This window comes from Pandoraea norimbergensis (genome assembly GCF_001465545.3).
Classification (GTDB): Bacteria; Pseudomonadota; Gammaproteobacteria; order Burkholderiales; family Burkholderiaceae; genus Pandoraea; species Pandoraea norimbergensis.
In genome coordinates this window covers 628,741-650,083 of sequence record NZ_CP013480.3, presented here as the reverse complement: position 1 = coordinate 650,083, position 21,343 = coordinate 628,741, and the positions used below count along the sequence as shown (strand labels likewise).

The 21,343-nt window shown below is 63.5% G+C and carries 21 protein-coding genes and 1 tRNA gene; 14 read left to right on the top strand and 8 right to left on the bottom strand.

Translation table 11 applies throughout. The annotated features are described in order from the left end of the window. Positions 1–27 precede the first annotated feature (27 nt). The 7 genes from AT302_RS02945 to pth all read left to right on the top strand — a co-directional run bounded on the left by AT302_RS02945 (position 28) and on the right by pth (position 6,307). Complete coding sequence (locus AT302_RS02945; RefSeq protein ID WP_058377141.1) at positions 28–1,980, top strand: tetratricopeptide repeat protein; 1,953 nt, start codon at positions 28–30, stop codon at positions 1,978–1,980. Positions 1,981–2,045: 65 nt separating this feature from the next. Next, the gene (locus AT302_RS02940; protein WP_237172051.1) at positions 2,046–2,687 is read left to right on the top strand and encodes an outer membrane lipoprotein LolB; all 642 of its coding nucleotides are present in this window, start codon (positions 2,046–2,048) and stop codon (positions 2,685–2,687) included. Positions 2,688–2,809: 122 nt separating this feature from the next. Beyond that, positions 2,810–3,679: a 4-(cytidine 5'-diphospho)-2-C-methyl-D-erythritol kinase gene (ispE, locus tag AT302_RS02935; RefSeq protein WP_058377139.1), complete on the top strand. Its 870-nt coding sequence runs from the start codon at positions 2,810–2,812 to the stop codon at positions 3,677–3,679. Between the two features lie 53 nt (positions 3,680–3,732). After that, a tRNA-Gln gene (locus AT302_RS02930) sits at positions 3,733–3,809 on the top strand. 49 nt (positions 3,810–3,858) lie between these two features. Beyond that, positions 3,859–4,806 carry a ribose-phosphate pyrophosphokinase gene (locus AT302_RS02925; protein ID WP_058377138.1) on the top strand — a complete coding sequence of 316 codons (948 nt, stop codon included), beginning with the start codon at positions 3,859–3,861 and terminating at the stop codon, positions 4,804–4,806. Positions 4,807–4,965: 159 nt separating this feature from the next. Next, positions 4,966–5,586 carry a 50S ribosomal protein L25/general stress protein Ctc gene (locus tag AT302_RS02920; protein ID WP_058377137.1) on the top strand — a complete coding sequence of 207 codons (621 nt, stop codon included), beginning with the start codon at positions 4,966–4,968 and terminating at the stop codon, positions 5,584–5,586. A 124-nt stretch (positions 5,587–5,710) separates the two neighbouring features. Then, a complete protein-coding gene (gene pth / locus AT302_RS02915) occupies positions 5,711–6,307 on the top strand; it encodes an aminoacyl-tRNA hydrolase (protein ID WP_058377136.1) in 597 nt (198 codons plus the stop codon). A gap of 159 nt (positions 6,308–6,466) precedes the next feature. Here the strand turns inward: pth and AT302_RS02910 are convergent, their stop codons facing one another. From AT302_RS02910 to rsmD, 3 genes are all read right to left on the bottom strand, one after another. After that, complete coding sequence (locus AT302_RS02910) at positions 6,467–6,724, bottom strand: YfhL family 4Fe-4S dicluster ferredoxin (protein WP_058377135.1); 258 nt, start codon at positions 6,722–6,724, stop codon at positions 6,467–6,469. A gap of 88 nt (positions 6,725–6,812) precedes the next feature. After that, complete coding sequence (gene coaD / locus AT302_RS02905; RefSeq protein WP_058377134.1) at positions 6,813–7,307, bottom strand: pantetheine-phosphate adenylyltransferase; 495 nt, start codon at positions 7,305–7,307, stop codon at positions 6,813–6,815. Between the two features lie 55 nt (positions 7,308–7,362). Continuing rightward, positions 7,363–7,956: a 16S rRNA (guanine(966)-N(2))-methyltransferase RsmD gene (gene rsmD, locus AT302_RS02900; RefSeq protein ID WP_058377133.1), complete on the bottom strand. Its 594-nt coding sequence runs from the start codon at positions 7,954–7,956 to the stop codon at positions 7,363–7,365. Positions 7,957–8,193: 237 nt separating this feature from the next. Here rsmD and nodI point away from each other — a divergent pair, with 237 nt between their 5' ends. Together nodI and AT302_RS02890 are read left to right on the top strand one after the other, a co-directional pair. Further along, the gene (gene nodI, locus AT302_RS02895; protein ID WP_058377132.1) at positions 8,194–9,111 is read left to right on the top strand and encodes a nodulation factor ABC transporter ATP-binding protein NodI; all 918 of its coding nucleotides are present in this window, start codon (positions 8,194–8,196) and stop codon (positions 9,109–9,111) included. After that, on the top strand, positions 9,104–9,940 hold the full coding sequence (locus tag AT302_RS02890; RefSeq protein WP_058377131.1) for an ABC transporter permease: 837 nt from the start codon (positions 9,104–9,106) through the stop codon (positions 9,938–9,940). Before nodI ends, AT302_RS02890 begins: the two co-directional genes overlap by 8 nt. Positions 9,941–10,051: 111 nt before the next feature. Here AT302_RS02890 and AT302_RS02885 read toward each other — a convergent pair whose 3' ends face one another. Next, positions 10,052–11,470 carry a M16 family metallopeptidase gene (locus AT302_RS02885; protein ID WP_058377130.1) on the bottom strand — a complete coding sequence of 473 codons (1,419 nt, stop codon included), beginning with the start codon at positions 11,468–11,470 and terminating at the stop codon, positions 10,052–10,054. A gap of 11 nt (positions 11,471–11,481) precedes the next feature. Continuing rightward, positions 11,482–12,888 (bottom strand): M16 family metallopeptidase, encoded by a 1,407-nt coding sequence (locus AT302_RS02880; RefSeq protein ID WP_237172050.1) that lies wholly within the window; start codon positions 12,886–12,888, stop codon positions 11,482–11,484. A 191-nt stretch (positions 12,889–13,079) separates the two neighbouring features. Between AT302_RS02880 and ftsY the strand changes: the two genes are divergently transcribed. Continuing rightward, positions 13,080–14,540, top strand: coding sequence for a signal recognition particle-docking protein FtsY (gene ftsY, locus AT302_RS02875; RefSeq protein ID WP_058377128.1), 1,461 nt, complete (start codon positions 13,080–13,082; stop codon positions 14,538–14,540). Between the two features lie 120 nt (positions 14,541–14,660). On the opposite strand, the gene AT302_RS02870 is transcribed toward ftsY, so the two are convergent. Further along, positions 14,661–15,287 carry a LysE/ArgO family amino acid transporter gene (locus AT302_RS02870; protein ID WP_058377127.1) on the bottom strand — a complete coding sequence of 209 codons (627 nt, stop codon included), beginning with the start codon at positions 15,285–15,287 and terminating at the stop codon, positions 14,661–14,663. Between the two features lie 8 nt (positions 15,288–15,295). Continuing rightward, entirely contained in the window at positions 15,296–15,943 is a 648-nt protein-coding gene (gene maiA, locus AT302_RS02865) for a maleylacetoacetate isomerase (RefSeq protein ID WP_058377126.1), read from the bottom strand. A gap of 286 nt (positions 15,944–16,229) precedes the next feature. On the opposite strand from maiA, the gene ybiB reads away from it, so the two are divergent. Continuing rightward, positions 16,230–17,186 carry a DNA-binding protein YbiB gene (gene ybiB, locus AT302_RS02860; RefSeq protein WP_058377125.1) on the top strand — a complete coding sequence of 319 codons (957 nt, stop codon included), beginning with the start codon at positions 16,230–16,232 and terminating at the stop codon, positions 17,184–17,186. Positions 17,187–17,445: 259 nt separating this feature from the next. On the opposite strand, the gene AT302_RS02855 is transcribed toward ybiB, so the two are convergent. Further along, positions 17,446–17,829: a nuclear transport factor 2 family protein gene (locus AT302_RS02855; protein ID WP_058377124.1), complete on the bottom strand. Its 384-nt coding sequence runs from the start codon at positions 17,827–17,829 to the stop codon at positions 17,446–17,448. 222 nt (positions 17,830–18,051) lie between these two features. Between AT302_RS02855 and rpoH the strand changes: the two genes are divergently transcribed. The 3 genes from rpoH (at position 18,052) to AT302_RS02840 (ending at position 21,341) form a co-directional block, all read left to right on the top strand. After that, entirely contained in the window at positions 18,052–18,990 is a 939-nt protein-coding gene (gene rpoH, locus AT302_RS02850) for an RNA polymerase sigma factor RpoH (protein WP_058377123.1), read from the top strand. A gap of 448 nt (positions 18,991–19,438) precedes the next feature. Next, positions 19,439–19,750, top strand: a complete 312-nt coding sequence (cydP, locus tag AT302_RS02845) for a cytochrome oxidase putative small subunit CydP (protein WP_064675026.1) — start codon at positions 19,439–19,441, stop codon at positions 19,748–19,750. Beyond that, on the top strand, positions 19,740–21,341 hold the full coding sequence (locus AT302_RS02840; RefSeq protein WP_058377122.1) for a cytochrome ubiquinol oxidase subunit I: 1,602 nt from the start codon (positions 19,740–19,742) through the stop codon (positions 21,339–21,341). The genes cydP and AT302_RS02840 overlap by 11 nt, the downstream gene beginning before the upstream one ends. Positions 21,342–21,343 lie beyond the last annotated feature (2 nt).

Here is a 21,343-nt window from a genome sequence, read left to right as displayed (position 1 = left end):
ATCGCTCGAAACCTGCCGTGGATCCCTATGCCGAACACTCGTCTCCCGTCCATCCTCACCGCTTCGAAGCCTTCGGTGGCCGTGCCTTCCCGTCTGCGCGGCGCCTTGGCGCGCGGTGCCTGGGCCGGTGCAACGGCGCTCGGCGTGACCTGCGCCAGCGCGATCATGGCATTTCTGCCATCTTCGAATGCCTTCGCCCAGACCGGTCAACCCGGCGTCGTCCAGCCCGCACAACCGACCACACCGGCCGCACCCGCCGCCGCGCCGTCGAAAGCGGCGAAGCCGGGCGCAGCGAGCAAGGCAGGCGCGGACGCCGATGCGGACAGCGAAGATGTCCCGCCCAACGCCGACGTTCCAAAAGAGAAGCTGCCGAACGTCGCGCTCACCAGCGAAATCGTGTTTGAAGTGACGGCCGCCGAACTGAGCCTGCAACAAGGCAACCTCGCGCCCGCCTTCAATACCTACGTCTCGCTCGCCAACCGCACGAAGGACCCGCGTATGGCGCGCCGTGCCGTGGAGATCGCACTCGGCGCACGCCAGCTCGGCGACGCCCTCGTCGCGGCCCGCTTGTGGCATCAACTCGACCCGACGTGGCGTCCCGCGACGCAGTTGCTGGCCAGCCTCGAAGTCGGCACCGGTCATCTGGCAGAAGCCGAGCCGTTGCTCACCGACGAGTTGAACAAGGTGCCGGAAGCGCGCCGCGGACAAGCCATTCTCGAGTTGCAGCAGATGATTGCGCGCAGCCCGGAACGTGCCACCGGCATCGAGTCGCTCAAGCGCATGCTGGCGAACGATCTGCAACGCCCCGAAGCGCAACTGGCGCTGGCCCGGTCGCAACTCGACGCAGGCGACACTGCCGGCGCACGCACTTCGCTCGAAACGGCACTCAAGCTGAAGCCGGATTACGAAGCGGCCGCACTGCTTTATGGCCAGATGGGTCCGGAGGAGCGCGCGAGTGCCATTGCCGGCCTGAAGACGTTCCTCGACCGCAATCCGGATGCCAAGGAAGCGCGCTTTGCCTACGCCAAGCTGCTGCTCGCCGACAACCAGCTCGATACCGCGCAAAAGCAGTTCGAGACGCTCGAGAAGCGCTATCCGCACGAGCTGTCGACGCTGATGGCGCTGGCGCTGCTCAACCTGCACGCCAAACACCCCGGCGCGGCCGAACGGTACTTGCAAAAGTACGCGACCGAAGCCGAGCAGCAGAACACCGATGGCGCGCAAGCGTATGTGTATCTCGCGCAGATTGCGCAGGATCGCAAGGACTACCCGGCCGCCGACAAGTGGCTCTCGAAGATTCGCGAAGACAGCAACGCCTATCTGCCGGCGCAGATCGGGCGCGCGCAGTTGCTCGCCGATCAAGGCAAGGTCGAAGAAGGCCGCGCGTTGCTGCACGGGATCAAGTCGAGCGACCCGCGCGAGCAACTCGCGCTCAAGCGTGCCGAGTCCGATCTGCTCGTCAAAGCCAAGCGCTATGACGACGCTGAGAAGCTGCTCGCCGTCGAGGTCAAGGACCATCCGGACGATCCCGATTTGCTCTACCAGTACGGCATGGTCGCCGAGCTGAACAAGCACTACGACGTCATGGAAAAAGCCATGCGTCGCGTGATGTCGGCGCAGCCCGACAATGCGCAGGCCTACAACGCGCTGGGCTATTCGCTCACCGAGCGCAATACGCGCCTGCCGGAAGCGCTCAAGCTGTTGCAGAAGGCGTCGTCGCTGGCACCGGACGATCCTTACATCATGGACAGCCTCGCCTGGGTGAAGTACCGCCTTGGCGACAAGACGCAAGCGCTCGAATTGCTGCGCCGTGCGTACGGCATTCAGGCACAGGCCGAAATCGGCGCACATCTGGGCGAAGTGCTGTGGGAAACCGGTCAGCAGGACGAAGCCCGCAAGACCTGGCGCGAAGCGCTCAAGGTTGATAGCGACGACGACACGCTGCGCTCGACGATGAAGCGTTACAACGTCACGCCGTAATGCTGTGATACCGGCGTCGCGAGCCTTTCCTCGCGACGCCTTTCCTTTTGCTGACGATGTCCCGCTTGCCTCAACTGCCCTTGTTCCGTTTCGATATCTCGATGTTGCCGCGCCCGCGTCTGACGATGCGGGCCGCCGGCATGGCACTCGCCATCTCCGCCGCCGCGCTCGGCAGCGGGTGTGCGAGCCTGGCGCCGGCCACCCCGATTGCGCAGGCCGAAGGCACCAGCGTGGAGCATTACCGGGGACGTTTCTCGATTCGATTCGAGCAGAACGGCGAAGCGCGCAATACGTACGGTAATTTCGACTGGCAGCAAAGCGGCGACAACGCCACCGTGCAATTGCTCGATCCGCTCGGGCAGACACAGGCGATCGTGCGGCAGACGCCCCGTGGCGCCACGCTCGAATTGCCGGGTAAGGCGCCGCTGACCGGTCCGCGTCTCGAAGACGTGATGCACGACGCCCTCGGCTTCGCCCTGCCGGTCGGCGGCATGCGCTACTGGCTGCACATGCAAGGCGCACCGGGGTCGCAGGCGACTATCGAGCGCGACCCGCAGACGCAACGCCCGACGCGCCTCGTGCAGGACGGCTGGACCATCGACTATCAGGCGTACTTCGACACCACGCCCCTGCGTGTGAAACGCGTCGACCTCTCGCGCGACCTCGATGGCTCGCCGCTGGCGGTGCGCCTGGCGATCGACGAGTAAGCCTCGCCCTGCGGTGCTATCCTTGGCGCCTCTTGCTCAAACGGTCGCTCGATGACCGCGAGCGCGCGATTCCCTGCATTCCGGCGACCGGCGCCTGCCGTTAGCCCTCACGACGCTTTGCCATGTACGAAATCCTGCGTGACTGCCCGGCTCCGGCCAAGCTGAACCTGTTCCTGCACATCGTGGGACGCCGGCCCAATGGTTATCACGAACTGCAAACCGTTTTCCAGTTGATCGACTGGGCCGACACGCTGCATTTCGAGCGTCGCGACGACGGCAAGATCGTGCATACGAACCCGCTGCCCGGCGTGCCGCCCGAGACCGATCTGACGGTACGGGCCGCGCGCTTGCTTCAGGAACACTGCGGGGTGCGGTTCGGCGTGGATATTGGCATCGAGAAGCGCTTGCCGGCCGGTGGCGGCATCGGCGGCGGCAGCTCGGACGCAGCAACCACCCTGCTCGCCCTCAACCGCATGTGGCAGCTCGATCTGCCGCGCGCCGAGCTCCAGACGCTCGCGCTCAAACTCGGTGCCGACGTGCCGTTCTTCGTGTTCGGGCGCAATGCGTTTGCCGAGGGGCTGGGCGAGCAAATGCAGGCGGTGGATCTACCGCAACGGCACTTTCTGGTCGTCAACCCGCGGGTACACGTCGCAACCGATAAGATTTTTCGTGATCCCCTGTTGACAAGGGATTCGAACGTCGTCACAATGGCGTTCTTTCTTGAGCACGCCAACAAAAACGTGTTCGAAACGGATGAAATCTTCCGTAACGACATGCAGGCGGTAGTCACTCGAGAATACGCGGAAGTCGCTGCTGTGATTGACTGGTTCAGAACCTTCACCACAGCTCGCATGACGGGATCCGGCGCCAGCGTGTTTGCAGCATTCGACACGAAGGCAGAAGCGGAAGCGGCATGTAAGCGATTGCCAGAGCGCTGGCTGGGTCAAGTGACCGCCGGTCTGGCCGAACACCCGTTGTTCGCATTTGCGTGAAAAAGTTTTACTTTGCTGCGTTCCTACGACGCAACAAAGGCATCGGTTAGTGTAGGGGAGTCGCCAAGTTGGTTAAGGCACCGGATTTTGATTCCGGCATACGAGGGTTCGAGTCCTTCCTCCCCTGCCAATTTCTCTGTCGTTCAGTCTCAGCATCAATACGTCCCGCAGGTAGCCAGATGAGTAGTGATAACCTAATGGTATTCACCGGGAACGCCAATCCCGCCCTGGCCCAAGAGGTCGTCAACACTCTCGGCATCCCGCTCGGCAAGGCCATGGTCAGCCGATTCTCGGATGGCGAGATTCAAGTCGAAATCCAGGAAAACGTGCGCGGCAAGGACGTCTTCGTCCTCCAGTCGACGTGTGCTCCGACCAACGACAATCTGATGGAACTGCTGATCATGGTCGACGCGCTCAAGCGCGCTTCTGCCGGCCGGATCACTGCTGCCATCCCGTATTTCGGCTATGCCCGTCAAGATCGCCGCCCCCGTTCGGCGCGCGTGGCGATCTCGGCGAAGGTCGTGGCCAACATGCTGCAAATCGCAGGCGTCGAGCGCATCATCACGATGGACCTGCACGCCGACCAGATTCAGGGTTTCTTCGATATCCCGGTCGACAACATTTACGCCTCGCCGCTGCTGCTGGCTGACGTGCGCAAGCAAAATCACGAAAACCTGCTGGTGGTTTCGCCGGACGTCGGCGGTGTGGTGCGTGCCCGTGCACTCGCGAAGCAACTGCATTGCGATCTGGCCATCATCGACAAGCGTCGTCCGAAGGCCAATGTGGCCGAAGTGATGAACATCATCGGTGAAGTCGACGGCCGTACGTGCGTGATCATGGACGACATGGTCGACACCGCCGGCACGCTCTGCAAGGCAGCGCAAGTGCTCAAGGAACGCGGCGCACAGAAGGTGTACGCCTACTGTACGCACCCGGTGCTCTCGGGTGGCGCAGCAGAACGCATCAACGCTTCGGCGCTCGACGAAGTGGTCGTGACGGATACGATTCCGCTGCGCGACGACTCGAAGGGCGGCAAGATTCGCCAGCTGAGCTGCGCTGGCCTGCTCGCCGAAACGTTCTCGCGTATCCGTCGCGGCGACTCAGTGATGTCGCTGTTCGCGGAGTAAGCGTTCAGTAGAATTTTTGCGACGGCGCCTGTGTGGCGCCGTTGTCATGTCGGCGGGGAGCGTTTTCCCCGCCTTTGTCGTTCCTGAAACCCGTGTTTTTTGCACGGAAAAGTTCAGGAAGAAATCGCCACCTGGTCGCGGGTGGTACAAGGAGTTGTTATGAAAGTCGTCGCTTTTGAGCGTAATCTGCAAGGTACGGGTGCGAGCCGCCGCCTGCGCAATGCCGGCAAGACCGCAGGCATCGTGTACGGTGGTAACGTTGATCCGCAACTGATCGAACTCGATCACAACGCACTGTGGCACGCCCTGCGTAAAGAAGCTTTCCACTCGTCGATTCTCGACCTGGAAATCGCTGGCAAGTCGGAACAAGTGCTGCTGCGCGATGTGCAGTACCACCCGTTCAAGCAACTGGTTCTGCACGTGGATTTCCAACGTGTCGACGCCACCAAGCCGATCCACGTGAAGGTGCCCCTGCACTTCCTGGGCGCTGAAGAATCGCCCGCAGTGAAGCTGTCGGCCAACGTGATCAGCCACATCGTGAACGACCTCGACATCAGCTGCCTGCCGGGCAAGCTGCCGGAATTCCTGGAAGTCGATCTGTCGAAGCTGGCTGCTGGTCAAACCGTGCATGCCAAGGACGTCAAGCTGCCGGAAGGCGTGACGCTCGTGCTGCACGTCGAGCAAGAAAACCCGGTCGTGGCGCAAGCCGTGCAACCGGCGGGCGCTGCTGCTGATGAAGCCGCTGCCCCGGCTGCCGAAGGCGAAACGCCGGCTGCCTAAGCCTGCGAGTTGTCCTTCAGCGGCGACGCTGGACGCAAAACCCGCCGCGACGTCATGTCACGGCGGGTTTTTTTATTGCGGTGCGCCTATCCTGCGTAGGTTGCACACAAGATCTGATACCGAAATGATCAAGCTGATCGTAGGGCTCGGCAATCCGGGCGCCGAATACACCGCAACCCGGCACAACGCCGGTTTCTGGTTTGTCGACGCATTGGCGCAGCAAAGCGGCGCCTCGCTGTCGAACCAGAAGAGCTTTCATGGCTATGCGGCCCGCGCACGCATCGCCGGCAGCGAGGTCTGGCTGCTCGAACCGCAGACGTTCATGAACCGCTCGGGGCAATCAGTCGTCGCCCTCGCGCGCTTCTACAAGATCCTGCCGGACGAAATCCTCGTCGTGCACGATGAACTCGATCTGCCGCCCGGCGGCGTCAAACTCAAACGCGGCGGTGGCAGTGGTGGTCATAACGGCCTGAAGGACATTGCCGCGCATCTGACGACGCCCGATTTCTGGCGCCTGCGCCTGGGCATCGGCCATCCGCGTACGCTGCAACCAGCGGGCAGTCAGCAACAGGTGGTGGACTTCGTGCTCAAGCCACCGCGCAAGGAAGAACAGGCGCAAATCGACGACGCGATGTCGCGCTCGCTCGACATCGTCGATCTCGTCGTGAAAGGTGAGATGGAAAAGGCGATGATGCGATTGCACGCCACGCCGGGGAAGTAAGTTACCCGGCGTAGGGCGTTTAGCTGTGCGGGCGCCTATTGACGTGGCAGTGGCAGTGGCAGTGGCAGTGGCAGTGGCAGTGGCAGTGGCAGCGGACAGCGTTAGCCGACGCGGAACGTCGTGGCTGGCGAATCACGCAAATCAGGCGATTGAGGTGATTCAGGCCAGCTTGTCCGCTTGCAGGTGGGTGTACTTCGCGAGCAACTGCGCAGGCGTCTCGACGTGTTCCGGATGAATTGGGATGCACTCCACCGGACACACCTGCACACACTGCGGTTCATCGAAGTGCCCGACACACTCGGTGCACTTGTTCGGGTCGATCTCATAAATCTCGACCCCCATCGAAATTGCGTCGTTCGGGCACTCGGGCTCACACACGTCGCAATTGATGCATTCATCGGTAATCATCAAGGCCATACGGCACCTCCAACTGTATCGCGACGCCGGCCCGCCATCCGAGTCAGACCTCGGGCCAGCCCCGGGGCCAGACCGGCGCGCACGATACTCATCCCTTCGCCGACAGGTCGCCGACTTTCGTCACCAACCACTTCTCGACGGAAGGGAACACAAACTTGCTGACATCGCCACCCAGTTGTGCGATCTCGCGCACGATCGTGCCCGAGATGAACTGGTACTGGTCCGACGGCGTCATGAACATCGTTTCCACGTCGGGCAGCAGATAGCGGTTCATGCCGGCCATCTGGAACTCGTACTCGAAGTCGGACACGGCACGCAGCCCGCGCACGATCACGCGCGCCTGGTGCTTGCGCACGAAGTCCTTGAGCAGCCCGGAAAACCCCTCGACCGTCACGTTCGGATAGTGCCCAAGCACCTCGCGCGCGATGTCGATGCGCTCTTCCAGCGTGAAGAACGGCTTCTTGTTACGACTGTCGGCCACACCGACGATGAGCTTGTCGAAAATGCCCGCCGCACGGCGAACCAGATCTTCGTGCCCTCGGGTCAGCGGGTCGAACGTCCCCGGATAGATCGCCACTACCATGCCAACGTCTCCTCGCGGCTGGGGACCGTTACTACGTACTTGTTCATTGTGGTCTCTAGGTTTTCGGAATCGATTCAAGCAAATGATAATGCACCGCTCCGGCTTTCGCCCGGCGCACACACACTAGCGCCAGCGCCGCCAGCGCTTCGTCGTCGAGCGGCGCGTCGGATTCAGCATAAATCACGCCGTTGGGCGCCAGCAGACGGGCCGCAGGGGCCAGCAGGCCGGCCAGCCAGCCACTGGCGAACGGCGGATCGAGAAACACCACGTCGAAAGCCCCGGGTGCAAGTGTGGTTATCAGGCGCCGCGCGTCCGCCTGCACGATCTCGACCTGATCGGCGGCGAGCTTGGCCTGATTGGCGCGCAACTGGCGCACGGCCGGTGCGGCGTACTCGACCATCAGCACACGGGCCGCGCCTCGCGAGGCCGCTTCAAAGCCCAGCGCGCCACTGCCCGCAAAGGCATCGAGGCAACGCAGGCCATCAAGATCTTGTCCAAGCCAATTGAACAGCGTCTCGCGCACACGATCCGGCGTGGGACGCAGGCCGTCACCGGGCGGCACAGGCAGCGGCGTGCGCTTCCACTGGCCGCCAATGATGCGTACCTGCTGGGGCGCGCCGCGTGCGACGTTTCCGGAACCTGACTTCATGCCGCGCCCCGGATTGCTTTGTTGGTTGCGACATCGACGTGCGATGCAGCAGCGGCATCAACCGCAGCCAAAGTGCCCAAATAGTGAGATCGCGCGCAGGGTTGCGCGCGCTGGTCGTCCAAATTCATGGTAATTCACGCTACATTGTTGAGGCGAAACATACCACATCGCCCGTAAGACTTGCCCCCTGTGGTTTCGAAGGGGCATGCCCGACGACAGGAGACCCCCGAATTCGCCATGACCGATGCCGCCATCGAGGTAACCGAACTCTGCAAGGCCTATGACGGACGCCCCGTCGTCGATCACTTGTCGCTGCACGTCGCGCCCGGCGAGTGTTTTGGGCTGCTGGGGCCCAACGGCGCGGGCAAGACCACGACGCTGCGCATGCTGCTCGGCCTCGTCACCCCCGACGCCGGGGAGATCCGGCTCGGCGGCCTGCCGGTCCCCAGACTCGCCCCGGAAGCCCGGCGCCGTATCGGCGTGGTGCCGCAGTTCGACAATCTCGACCCCGACTTCACCGTGCGCGAGAATTTGGCGATCTTCGGGCGCTATTTCGGACTCTCCTCCGCCGATGTGCGCGAACGGGTGCCCGCCCTGCTCGCCTTTGCGCGGCTCGAATCGAAAGCCGACGCGCGCGTCGGGCAACTCTCGGGCGGCATGAAGCGACGCCTCACGCTCGCCCGCGCCCTCATCAACAATCCCGATCTGCTGCTGCTCGACGAGCCGACAACAGGGCTCGACCCGCAGGCACGCCACCTGATCTGGGAACGACTCAAGTCGCTGATGAACGAGGGCAAAACGATCCTGCTCACCACGCACTTCATGGAAGAGGCCGAGCGGCTTTGCCATCGCCTGTGTGTGATCGACGCCGGCCGCAAGATCGCGGAAGGCACGCCGCCCGAGTTGGTCGCGCGCGAAATCGGTTGCGACGTGGTCGAAGTCTTCGGCGATGTGCCGCACGCGCTACTGGCACACCTTGCGCCCTTGGCAGAGCGCATTGAGACGAGTGGCGAGACGCACTTCTGTTATGTGCGCGACGCCACCCCGATCGTGAACGCGCTGCGCGACCAGCCCGGCGTGCGTTATCTGCATCGGCGCGCCAATCTGGAAGACGTCTTCCTCAAACTCACCGGACGGGAGATGCGTGATGACTGAGGCAGATCGCCAGCACCAGACCGATCAAACAACAGCCCGCTCGCAGCGACCGGAAACCCCGCGCTATCTCCCGGGCCTCACGCCGTGGACGGGCGTATGGCGGCGCAACTTTCTCGTCTGGCGCAAGCTGGCCATTGCGTCGATGTTCGGCAACCTGGCCGATCCGATGATCTACCTGTTCGGGCTCGGGTTCGGACTGGGCATGATGGTCGGGAATGTGGACGGCACGCCCTACATTGCGTTTCTCGCCGCGGGCACGGTCGGCTCCAGCGTGATGTTCTCAGCGAGCTTCGAATCGATGTATTCGGGCTTCTCGCGCATGCACGTGCAGCGCACCTGGGAGGCGCTCATGCACACACCGCTGACGCTGGGCGACGTCGTACTCGGTGAAGTGGCCTGGGCGGCCAGCAAAGCCGTGCTCTCGGGCCTCGCGATCCTGCTGGTGGCCAGCGTCCTCGGCTACGCGCGGCTCGACGCCCTGCCGGTCGTGCTGCCCGCGGTGGTGCTCGCCGGTTTCGCGTTCGCGAGTCTGGCGATGGTCATGACGGCACTCGCGCCGAGTTACGACTTCTTCATGTTCTATCAGACGCTCGTCATGACGCCGATGTTGCTGCTCTCGGGGGTGTTCTTCCCGCTGTCGCAACTCCCGGCGGCGGCGCGCCATGTCACCGAATGGCTGCCGCTGGCGCACGCCATCGCGTTGATTCGACCCGCCATGCTCGGACGCGCCATCGACCAGCCATGGCTGCATGTGGCCGCGTTGGTCGCCTACGCAGTGATCGCGTTTGCGATTGCACTCGCGTTGCTGCGGCGGCGAATTTTGCGATAACCCGGGGCAACGCCGAAACGCCGAAACGCTTTCGACCTTACCCCTGAAGAAAAAACGGCACCGGAAATCTCCCGGTGCCGTTTTTCGTACGGCGTGAATCGACCCGCAGCGTTACTTCGCTTTCGGGCCTGCTGCCGCAGCGCCACTTGCCGCCGCACCTGCGCTCGCAGCACCGAACACATTGCCCGGGCCAACGACGACGGTCACCAGCTTGTCAGGTTGCACATGACGCGCAAACGCGTCCTTCACCTGCGCAGCGGTCACGGCTTTGACCTTGTCGGTCCACGTATCGAGATAGTCGAGCGGCAGGTTGTAGAAGCCGATCGCCGCCACGCTCGCCAGCAGCTTGCGATTGCTGTCCAGACGCAGCGGGAAACCATTGATCAGGTTGTCCTTCGCGGCCTGCATCTCGGCGTCCGTCGGGCCTTCCTGCACGAACTTGCCCAACGTCTCGCGGACCACCTTCAGCGCTTCAGGGGCCTGCTCGCGACGCGTCTGCAAGCTGATCTCGAACGGCCCTTCCTGCAACTGTGGAACGAACATGCTCGTGACGCCATACGTCAGCCCACGCTTCTCGCGCACTTCCGCCGTGAGTCGCGACACGAATCCGCCGCCACCCAGCACATAGTTGCCCACAAGCAGCGCGAAGTAATCGGGGTCGCTGCGCGCCACCGACGCCTGACCGCTCACGATATGCGCCTGCTCTGCCGGGTGCGGCAGATCGATCTGCACGGCATTGCGCAGCGCTGCCACGGGCGGCATGGCAGGCGGCTGAATACCCGCCGGCATGGCATCGGTCAGCGTCGCCACCAGCTTCTCGGCCTGTGCGCGGTCGATGTCGCCGACGATGGTGACCACCGCACGCTTCGGACTGAACATGTCGCGATAGAAGCGCACCAGATCGTCACGCTTGACCGCATTCACGCTCGCCACCGTGGCACTCACCCCATACGGATGGCTGCCATAAATGGCACTACGGAAAGCCTTCTCGGCAATGGCTTCGGGCTTGGTGTTGGCCTCGGCAATCGCTGCCGACAGGCGCGCGGCCTCACGCTTGAGCACGGCCTCGGGGAACGTCGGATGTTGCAGGAACTGCGCCATCGTACTGACGGCGGCGTCACGCTCGGCCGCCGACGACAGCGTGCGCATCGTGACGGTCGCGGCATCACGCCCCGCGCTCGTCGCCTCCATCGCGCCCACATCGGCAAAACGGTCGGCGATCTGCGCCTCGGTCAGTGCCGGGCGGCCGTTGACTGCCGTCGCGCCGGAATCGAGCAACCCGGCAGTGAGCAGCGCCAAGCCGGATTTGCCGGGCGGATCGTAACGGCTGCCCGCATCGAAATCGATGTTCAGATCGAGCATTGGAATCGAATGGCTCTCCACGAGCAGCACCTTGGCGCCGGAGGGCGCCGTCCAAGTCTGGATCGGCAGTGCCGCCAGTGCCGTCGTCGGCATGGCTGCCGCAGCGGCAACAGCGCCCACGCAGGCAGGCAGGACAAACGCACGCAGTAGTGCGGTAATTTTCATCATCGGGTGGCCTCTTAGCGCATGTTCTTCAGGTCTTCCGCCCCTTGGGCGCGGCGCTTGCGTGTCGCCTCATCCACGGGCTGCGGCACCAGCGTGGCCACCGTCAGCGTGTCGTCGCCGAAGTACTTGCCCGCCACTGCCTGCACCTGTGCCGGCGTGACCGCCTTCACCTTCTCGAGCATGCGGTCGATCTGCCGCCACGAGATGCCCGACATTTCATTGAGACCGATCTCCATCGCCTGACCGAATACCGAGTCACGCTTGTAGATCTGCCCCGCAATGACCTGCGCCTTCACACGCTTGAGTTCTTCGTCGGTCACGCCATGCGCCGCAATGTCGGCGACCTGAGCACGCAACGCCTTCTCGATCTGCTCGGGCGTCTTGCCCTGTGCGGGCGTGCCATCGAGGATGAAGAACTGCGGGCCGCGACCCACGCCGTCGTAACCGGCACCCACGTCATTGGCGATGCGTTGCTCGCGCACGAGGCGGCTCGTCAGGCGCGCGTTGCCATAGCCGTCGAGCACCGCCGCCAGCACTTGCAGCGCGTAGACGTCGTCATCTTTCTCGACATCCGTCAGACGCGGCGCACGCCACGCTAGCATCACGTTCGGGTTCTCTGCAGGGGCCTTCACGAACACTCGGCGCACGCCCAGTTGGGCGGGTTCGTTCTGGGGCCGGCGCTCGGGCAGCGTGTGCGACTTGATCGGGCCGTAGTACTGCTCGGCCCAACGGCGCACCTGCTGCGGATCGACGTCGCCACTCACGACCACCACCGCATTGTTCGGTGCATACCAGCGCTCGTACCATGCGCGCGTATCGTCGACGGTCATGTGCTGGAGATCGTCCATCCAGCCCACGATCGGCCGGCGGTACGGGTTGGCGACCAACGCTGACGCCATCAGTTGCTCGTAGAGCAAGGCACGCGGCTGGTCGTCGGTGCGCAGCCGGCGCTCTTCCATCACCACTTGAATCTCTTTGGCGAATTCGTCGGCCGTGAGCGTCAGGTTAGCCATACGATCGGCTTCGAGACGCATCATGTCGGGCAGGCGCGACTTCTCGGTCTGCTCGAAGAAGCCCGTGTAGTCCTTGCTGGTGAATGCGTTCTCACGGCCGCCGAGCGCGGCGACCTGGCGCGAGAACTGGCCCGGGCCGACCGTCTTCGTGCCCTTGAACATCATGTGCTCAAGCGCGTGAGCCACGCCCGTCGTGCCGTTGAACTCGTCGAGCGAGCCCGCGCGGTACCAGACCACATGCGCGACCGTCGGCGCCCGATGGTCTTCGCGCACGATCAGCCGCAGCCCGTTGGAGAGTGTGAATTCGGAAGTGTTGTCCGTCGTTTTGCTGCCGGTGGTGTCGGCGGCATGGCCCAGGCTTATCACCCCGGCCAAGGTCAGACCGGCCAAGGCGTGAAGCCAGCGCATGGTTCCTCTCATGGATCCCCTCATGAATTCCCTTTTGCCCTTGATGGACGTCGAGACGCGTCTGATAAAATACGTCGCATTTCCCGCGCCGGAAACGCGACCGCCCATTGTAGGGCGTTTTGCCCGGCGCGAATGGCACGACAAATCAGAGACGTCTCCGAGCGCGCTCCCCACGCCAAGTTCCTCACTCCATGTTCAGTTTCTTCAAGCGTTTCACGTCGGGCGGTAACAAATCCGCCGAGCCGAGCCCCGCATCGCCCGTCGAAAACGCGTCCGATGAGGCCGTCGCAAAGGCCGCCCCCGAAGCCGCGTCTGCCGCACCGGCACCCGCGCCCGCGCCAGCGACCGCTGCCCCGGCACCGATCCAGCCTGCTGCGCCGCAGGCCGCTCAAGCGCCGGTGACCGCGCCCGCAGCACCGGCAGCGCCCGTCGTTCCACCGCCCCCTGTGGCGGCACCTGCGGCCCCGGCAACGCCTGCCGCTACGCCGAATGTTCCGCAAAGCGCCCCCGTCCGTGACGCCGAAGCGTCAAAAACGGCGGTGTTGTCTGAAACGCCTGTGGCGAATGTCCCCAATCCGGTGACTATCGCGCCGGAAGTCGAACAGGAAGCCGAACCGGAAACCGAGTCGGCACCTGAGGCGGAATTCGAACCAGAAGTCGAGACCGCACCGGCCCCGGCCCCCGTCGTCGTCAAGGACGACAGCGGCGAGGCCATCGGCGAAATCGTCGCAGCCCCCGCCGCAGCGCCCGCTGCCAAACGTTCGTGGCTCACGCGCCTGAAGGCCGGGCTGTCGAAGACCAGCGCCGGGCTCACCGGCATCTTCGTCGGCGTGAAGGTCGACGAGAATCTCTTCGAGGAACTGGAAAGCGCGCTGCTCATGAGCGACGCGGGCGTCGAAGCCACCACGTTCCTGCTCGACGCGTTGCGCAAGAAGGTCAAGGCGGAACGTCTGACCGAAGGTGAACAGGTCAAGCGCGCGCTGCACGACCTGCTGGTCGAGTTGCTTTCGCCGCTGGAACAGAGTCTCGTGCTGGGCCGCGAAGCCCCGCTGGTGGTGATGATCGCCGGCGTGAACGGTGCCGGCAAGACCACCAGCATCGGCAAGCTCGCCAAGCACTTCCAGAGCTATGACCAATCGGTGCTGCTCGCTGCGGGCGACACGTTCCGCGCCGCCGCGCGCGAGCAACTGACGATCTGGGGCGAGCGCAACAACGTCGCGGTCGTGGCACAGGAAAGCGGCGACCCCGCCGCCGTGGTGTTCGACGCCGTGAGCGCCGCCCGCGCCCGCAAGATCGACATCGTGATGGCAGACACGGCCGGGCGCCTGCCCACGCAGTTGCATCTGATGGAAGAGCTCAAGAAGATCAAGCGCGTGCTCGGCAAGGCCGCCGACGGCGCACCGCACGAAGTGCTGCTCGTCATCGACGCCAACACCGGCCAGAATGCGCTCGCGCAGGTCAAGGCGTTCGACGACGCCCTGCAACTCACGGGCCTCATCGTCACCAAGCTCGACGGTACGGCCAAGGGCGGCATTCTCGCCGCCATCGCCCGCCAGCGCCCGGTGCCGGTCTACTTCATCGGCGTGGGCGAGAAGGTCGAAGACCTGCAACCGTTCTCGGCGCGCGAGTTCTCCGACGCATTGCTCGGGTAAGACCGCCCCCCTCGCCAAAGAACAACGGCCCGCACTCATCGAGTAGCGGGCCGTTTTTTTCAGCGCACGTTCAGCGAAGGCTCAACACATCAGGCCGCGCCAGCGCGCCGCCTCACCTCATCACAACTGCTGCGCGATCAGCCCTGCGCAGAGTCCCCACATCATCACGCCGACGATGCCGTCGAGAATCTGCCAAGCCCGCGCGCGGGAGAACAGCGGGGCCAGCAATCGGGCACCGTAGCCGAGCGTAGTGAACCACAGCACAGACGCGGTCATCGCCCCCGCCGCAAACCATGCATTCCCGGGTGCTGACTCGCGCGCACCGATGCCGCCGAGCAGAATCACCGTATCGAGATACACGTGCGGGTTAAGCAGCGAGAGCATAAGCACCAGCACCAACGCGCGCTGCCACGTCATCTCCTGCGTCGCCACGCGGCTGCCGTCGGCCTGCAAGGCACCGGTGCCGCGAAACGCCGCCCGCCACGCGCGCAGCCCGTACCAGAACAGAAACGCCGCACCGCCCCACGTGACGGCCGTCAGAAAGCGCGGATAGGCCGCAATCAGCCCGCCCATGCCCGCCACACCGGCCGCGATGAGTGCCATATCGCAAATGGCACAGACCGCGACAGCGAGGCCGACATGACGCTTCAGAATGCCCTGCCGCAAGACAAATGCGTTTTGCGCGCCAATCGCAATGATGAGGCTGGCGCCGAGCGCCATGCCCCGCCAGAAAGCCGGATCGATCATCGAAGCGCTTACTCTGCGTCGGGTTGCGCTTCGGGCGTGGCGCGCTGGAAGGCGTCGAGCGTGAGGCAATGTGCGTTCACGGCCGCAATACGCGGGAACGGCGTCATGTCGATCTTGAAGCGATTCGCGTTGTAGATCTGCGGCACGAGGCAGCAATCGGCCAGCGTAGGCGTGTCGCCGAACGTGAACTTGCCGGGCTGCGGCTGCGCTTGCAGACGCGCTTCGAGCGACGTCAGTCCTTCGATCACCCAGTGCACGTACCACGCGTTCTTCTGCTCCTCGGTCACGCCGAGGTCGTGCTTCAGGTAGCGCAGCACGCGCAGATTGTCGATCGGATGGATATCTGCCGCGATATCGAGTGCCAGCGCACGCACCTGCGCCCGGGCAACCGGGTCGGCCGGCAGCAAGGCGGGCGTCGGGTGAATGTCTTCCAGATACTCGATAATCGCGAGCGACTGGTGAATGTTCACGTCACCATCGACAAACGTCGGCACCAGCGCATTGACGTTGAGCGCGCGATACGCGGGCTTGAGTTGTTCGCCACCGTCGCGCACGAGATGCACCGGCACGGTGTCGTAGTCGAGGCCCTTCAGATTGAGTGCGATCCGCACGCGATACGCGGCGGAACTGCGGAAATAGCTGTACAGCGTGGACATGGCGCTCCTCAATGACGGGATATTCCGGGTAAGCAGGCGGCGGGACGGTCGACAGACGTCGTCGCGAGTGCGGTATGTTGCATGGCACTCGCCACGCCCCGCACAGACACGAGATGGTACTTGAAGCGTTGCCCGCTGCAACACCTGATTGCGTATGATGGAAGCCTGACTTCGCCGCTGTCTGCGCCCTGCATGTTCCCTGCTTGCGCCCCGAATGTGCCCCGAATGTGCCCTGTAGTGCGGCCCGAAGTCGCCGACTCCCCATATCTCGAACCCCTGACGCGTCATGACCACTGCTGCTCCGTTTGCCTGCGCACCGCTGCTCAAAACCATCGCCCGGGGGGCCAAAGGGGCACGGCCGTTGAGCGCTGACGAAACGCGGATGCTATTCGATGCGATTCTCGCGGATCGCGTGGCGCCCGCAGAGCTTGGCGGCGTGTTGATTGCGTACCGTATCAAGGGCGAAACACCGGTGGAATTGCGCGCGATGCTCGATGCCGCCCACGCCACCTTCACGCCACTCAAGGCCCCCGACGATGCACCGCCGCCGGTGCTGCTGCCGAGTTACAACGGCGCACGCAAACAGCCCAATCTCACACCGCTGCTGGCTTTGCTGCTCGCCCGCGAGGGCATTCCGGTGCTCGTCCACGGTCAGCATCACAGCGGCGCGAATCGCGTGGGGACACAGGCCATCTTCGCCGCGCTGGGCCACGCGGCTTGCCAGTCGGGCGCCGAGGCGGAAGCAGCGCTGCGCACCCGCCGCGTCGCATATTTACCGATTGCCTCGCTATCGCCCGGCCTCGAACGCTTGCTGGAAATGCGCGCCGCACTGGGCGTACGGAATTCCGGGCACACGGTCGTGAAGTTGCTTCAGCCCTTCGCCGGACCGGCATTGCGGCTGGTGAATTACACCCACCCGGAATACAAAGAAACGCTCGGCGAAATGTTCGCCGACGCGGCCAACAGCCCGGCGCCCGGCGTGCTGCTCGCACGCGGCACCGAAGGCGAACCGGTCGCCGATGCCCGCCGTCAGGGCGCGATCGACGGCTTCTCCGATGGCGTACCCCGCGCGTGGCAAGCCGCCGAGGAAGGTGCCTCGGGCGCACCGCCCGCCCTGCCCACCGCCGATGCCGAGGCAACGGCGCGCTGGATCGAGGCTGTGCTGGCCGGCGACGTCTCGATCCCAGCCCCGATCGCACGGCAAGTCGAGGTGATCCGGCTGGCACTGGGCGTCAAAGGCTGACTGAGCCGCCGCAAATCGGCTTGCACAGGCGGCAGTTGCGCGACGTCCGGGCGCAATCCATCGTCGTCGGGCGAAATTCGGTGATATCAGGTTTTTTCAGCAAAAATATGATATTTCCGGAACATTTCATCCCGAAACACATCAAATCTTCTGCTTTGAAGTACACGCTCGAAGCGTGTCATCGAGAGGGCTGCCGAGACGGCCCGGGTGAACGACAAGGTGCGGGCCGATAACGTATTGGCGGTGTGCCGCCACGCCGTTATTCAGCCGACGCCATCCGAGTTGCCTGCCACGAGATGAGCCGCCAGGCTTCGGCCTCGCGGACATGGACCGCCGTATAGATCATTTGCGATTCCAGCGAGCCGGTGGCGGTTTCCAGCTCCACCAAGAGCTTGCCGATCACTACGACGGTGTCGCCGAACTGGTGAAGTTGCTGATCCGACGACTGAATGTCGAGATAGCGGCGGCGGCCGGACGTCAGTGCGCCCAGAAATTGCTGTTTTGTTTCGCATTTGCCGTTCGAGTGAACGTAGCGAACGCCCTCGGCCAGAAGTGAGTCCAGTTTTTCGACGTCGACCTCGACCATCGCGGAAAACCGCGCTGCTTCGAGCTCTCGGATTGCGTCGATATGCTTTCCAGCCATGCTGACCTCCCCTCTCGCCGACACCTGAACACACGCGACTTGGGTTGCAATTTACACCATCCACGTCACGTTTGCGCCAGTGACTTTTCCCGGAACCCCGGGGCTGCTGGAAAACCCCGAGACCTCGGAAACTTCCCGCCCAGTAAGGGTTCTAACGTCTTTAGCACTCGTCTGGAGAGAGTGCTAAAATGCTTTCCCAGAGGCTAACCAGGAGTCCACCACTTGAGTACTGCCGCCACTTTGCATCCGACGACGCCGGCCACCGGCACGGCGCCGAATTCTCGTGCCCTTGCTATTGCCCCGTCGGCATTGATGCTGCCGGGCAGTCTGGGCAACATCGACAGCTATATTCAGGCTGTTCACCGTATTCCGCTGCTGACCGCCGAGGAAGAGCAGTCGCTCGCCAAGCGTCTGCGCGACAACGACGATCTCGAGGCCGCCCGCCAGCTCGTGCTTTCGCACCTGCGACTGGTGGTTTCGATCGCACGTAACTACCTCGGCTACGGGCTGCCGCATGCCGACCTGATTCAGGAAGGCAATATCGGTCTGATGAAGGCCGTGAAGCGCTTCGACCCCACGCAGGGCGTGCGACTCGTGTCGTATGCCATGCACTGGATCAAGGCCGAGATTCACGAGTACGTCCTGAAGAACTGGCGCACCGTGAAGGTCGCGACGACCAAGGCACAACGCAAGCTGTTCTTCAACCTGCGTAGCCAGAAGCAAGGCCTGCAAGCGTTCACGCCGGACGAAATCGATCAGGTCGCCCGCGATCTGAATGTGAAGCGCGAAGACGTCATCGAGATGGAAACGCGCATGTCCGGCGGCGATATCGCCCTCGAAGGCCACAGCGACGACAGCGACAGCGCCAGCTTCGCCCCGATCGCCTACCTTGCCGACTCGCATCAAGAGCCGACGGCCGTGATCGCTGCCCGCGAACGCGACCATCTGCAAAGCGACGGTCTGCAAACGGCGCTTGGCCGTCTGGACCCGCGCAGCCGCCGTATCATCGAAGCCCGCTGGCTGTCGGTGGAAGACGACGGCAGTGGCGGCGCCACGCTGCACGAACTGGCTGACGAATTCGGCGTCTCCGCCGAGCGCATCCGCCAGATCGAGGCCGCGGCAATGAAGAAGATGAAGGGTGCGCTGCAAGCGTTTGCGTAATCCCGGCTGACATCGGCGCGCGTCTACGTCAGGACGTGCGACACGATGTCACAGCGACGCCCCACGGCGTCGCCTGAACACAGCAAAGCCCCGCGATGATTCGCGGGGCTTTTTGCTTTCTGGCGCCGGGCAAAGTTCGCAGACCAATTGCTTAGGACTTGATGCATCGCAAGGTCTACCGGCAGACCGGTCGATAGAATCGCTTCGTACGTGGCCATGCTACGTGCGAAGGACGGCCCGGGGGGCTGCCCGACGCGCCGGACCCTTGTCTCGAACCCGCTTCTCATCGACTGCCCGCCGAGGCAGAAGATCCGCATCGAACCAGCGTCATCTGCGTGTCATCCGCCCCCATCCGCCGCGGTTTGACATTTTTAAGCGATAAGGCACAATGCCTCGGAAGTCGACGCTGTTTCCAACACACGACTTTCGACGCCAGGAGCCGTCACGGATGGACACCCACTCTCCTAGCAGTCCGAAGCCTCCCGCCACGGCCACGTCTTCGGCGGTGGCGCATTCCGCCCTCGTCACCTGGCTGATCAGGCGCTGGCGTACCCGCCCTTCCCGTTTCATGCTCGAAATCCTGATCGTTCTCGCGATCAAGGTAGTACTCCTTTTCATACTGAAAAACGCGTTCTTCGACGCCCCGATGGCCAAGCACATGTACTTGCCGCCGGACGTCGTGGCCCGCGCCCTGATCGGGCCGCCCGCCGCAGAAACGCCATCCCCCACCCCAAGTCAAGGTGTCCGCCATGATCAGTAGCGAAGTCGTTGACCTCTCGCGCTTGCAGTTCGCCATAACGGCGCTGTATCACTTTCTGTTCGTCCCGCTCACGCTGGGTCTGTCGTGGCTGCTTGTCATCATGGAGTCGGTCTACGTGATGACCGGCAAGCAGATCTACAAGGACATGACCCAGTTCTGGGGCAAGCTCTTCCTGATCAACTTCGCCATGGGCGTGACCACCGGTCTCACGCTCGAATTTCAGTTCGGCACCAATTGGGCGTACTACTCGCACTACGTCGGTGACATCTTCGGGGTGCCACTCGCCATCGAAGGCCTGATGGCGTTCTTCCTCGAAGCCACCTTCGTCGGCCTGTTCTTCTTCGGCTGGAACAAGCTCTCTCGCATCGGCCACTTGGCCACCACCTTCGCAGTGGCCCTCGGCTCGAACCTCTCCGCGTTGTGGATTCTCGTGGCCAACGGCTGGATGAACAATCCGGTCGGCGCGCACTTCAACTACGAGACGATGCGCATGGAGCTGAACAGCATCTGGGACGTGATCTTCAATCCGGTCGCGCAGGTGAAGTTCGTGCATACGCTGTCTGCGGGTTATGTCACTGCTGCGATGTTCGTGCTCGGTATCTCGGCGTGGTATCTGCTCAAGCGTCGCGACGTGCCGTTCGCACTGCGCTCGTTTGCGGTCGCCGCCGGCTTCGGTCTCGCGTCGACACTCTCGGTGATCGTGCTCGGCGACGAGTCGGGCTACACCACGGGTGAAGTGCAGAAGGTCAAGCTCGCCGCCATCGAAGCCGAGTGGGAAACGGCCAAGCCGCCTGCATCGTTCACGCTGTTCGGGTTCCCGAATCAGAAGGAAGAGCGCACCGACTTCGCCGTGAAGATTCCTTGGGCGATGGGCCTGATTGCCACGCGCTCGGTCGACACGCCGGTTATCGGTCTCACGCAACTGCGTGACGAGCACAAGGACAACATCAAGCGCGGCATGATCGCCTTCGCCGCTCTGGAGAAACTGCGCAACGGCGACACATCGCCGGCCGTGCGTGCCGAGTTCGACAAGTACAAGGACGATCTGGGCTACGGTCTGTTGCTCAAGAAGTACACGCCGAATGTGGTCGATGCCACGCCCGAGCAGATTCACATGGCCGCGAACGACACCATTCCGCCGGTCGCGCCGGTGTTCTGGTCGTTCCGCATCATGGTCGGTCTGGGCTTCCTGTTCCTGTTCACGTTCCTGTGGGCGTTCTGGCTGTGCGCGCGCCGCCGTCTGCTCAAGCCGCGCTCGGCCTGGTTCCTGCGCTGGACGGTGTGGGCGATTCCGCTGCCGTGGCTGGCTGCTGAATTCGGCTGGATCGTTGCTGAAATGGGCCGTCAGCCGTGGACCATCGCCGGCATTCTGCCGACCCATCTCTCGACGTCGTCGCTCTCGGCGGGCGATCTGTATCTGAGCCTCGCGGGCTTCATCCTCTTCTACACCGCGTTGCTCATCATCGAGATGTTCCTGATGGTGAAGTACGTCAAGCTCGGCCCGTCGTCGCTGCATACCGGCCGCTACCACTTCGAGACGGAAGACGGTGCGGCCGGGGCCATTGGCCGCGACCGTCCGGCCTCGGTCTGATC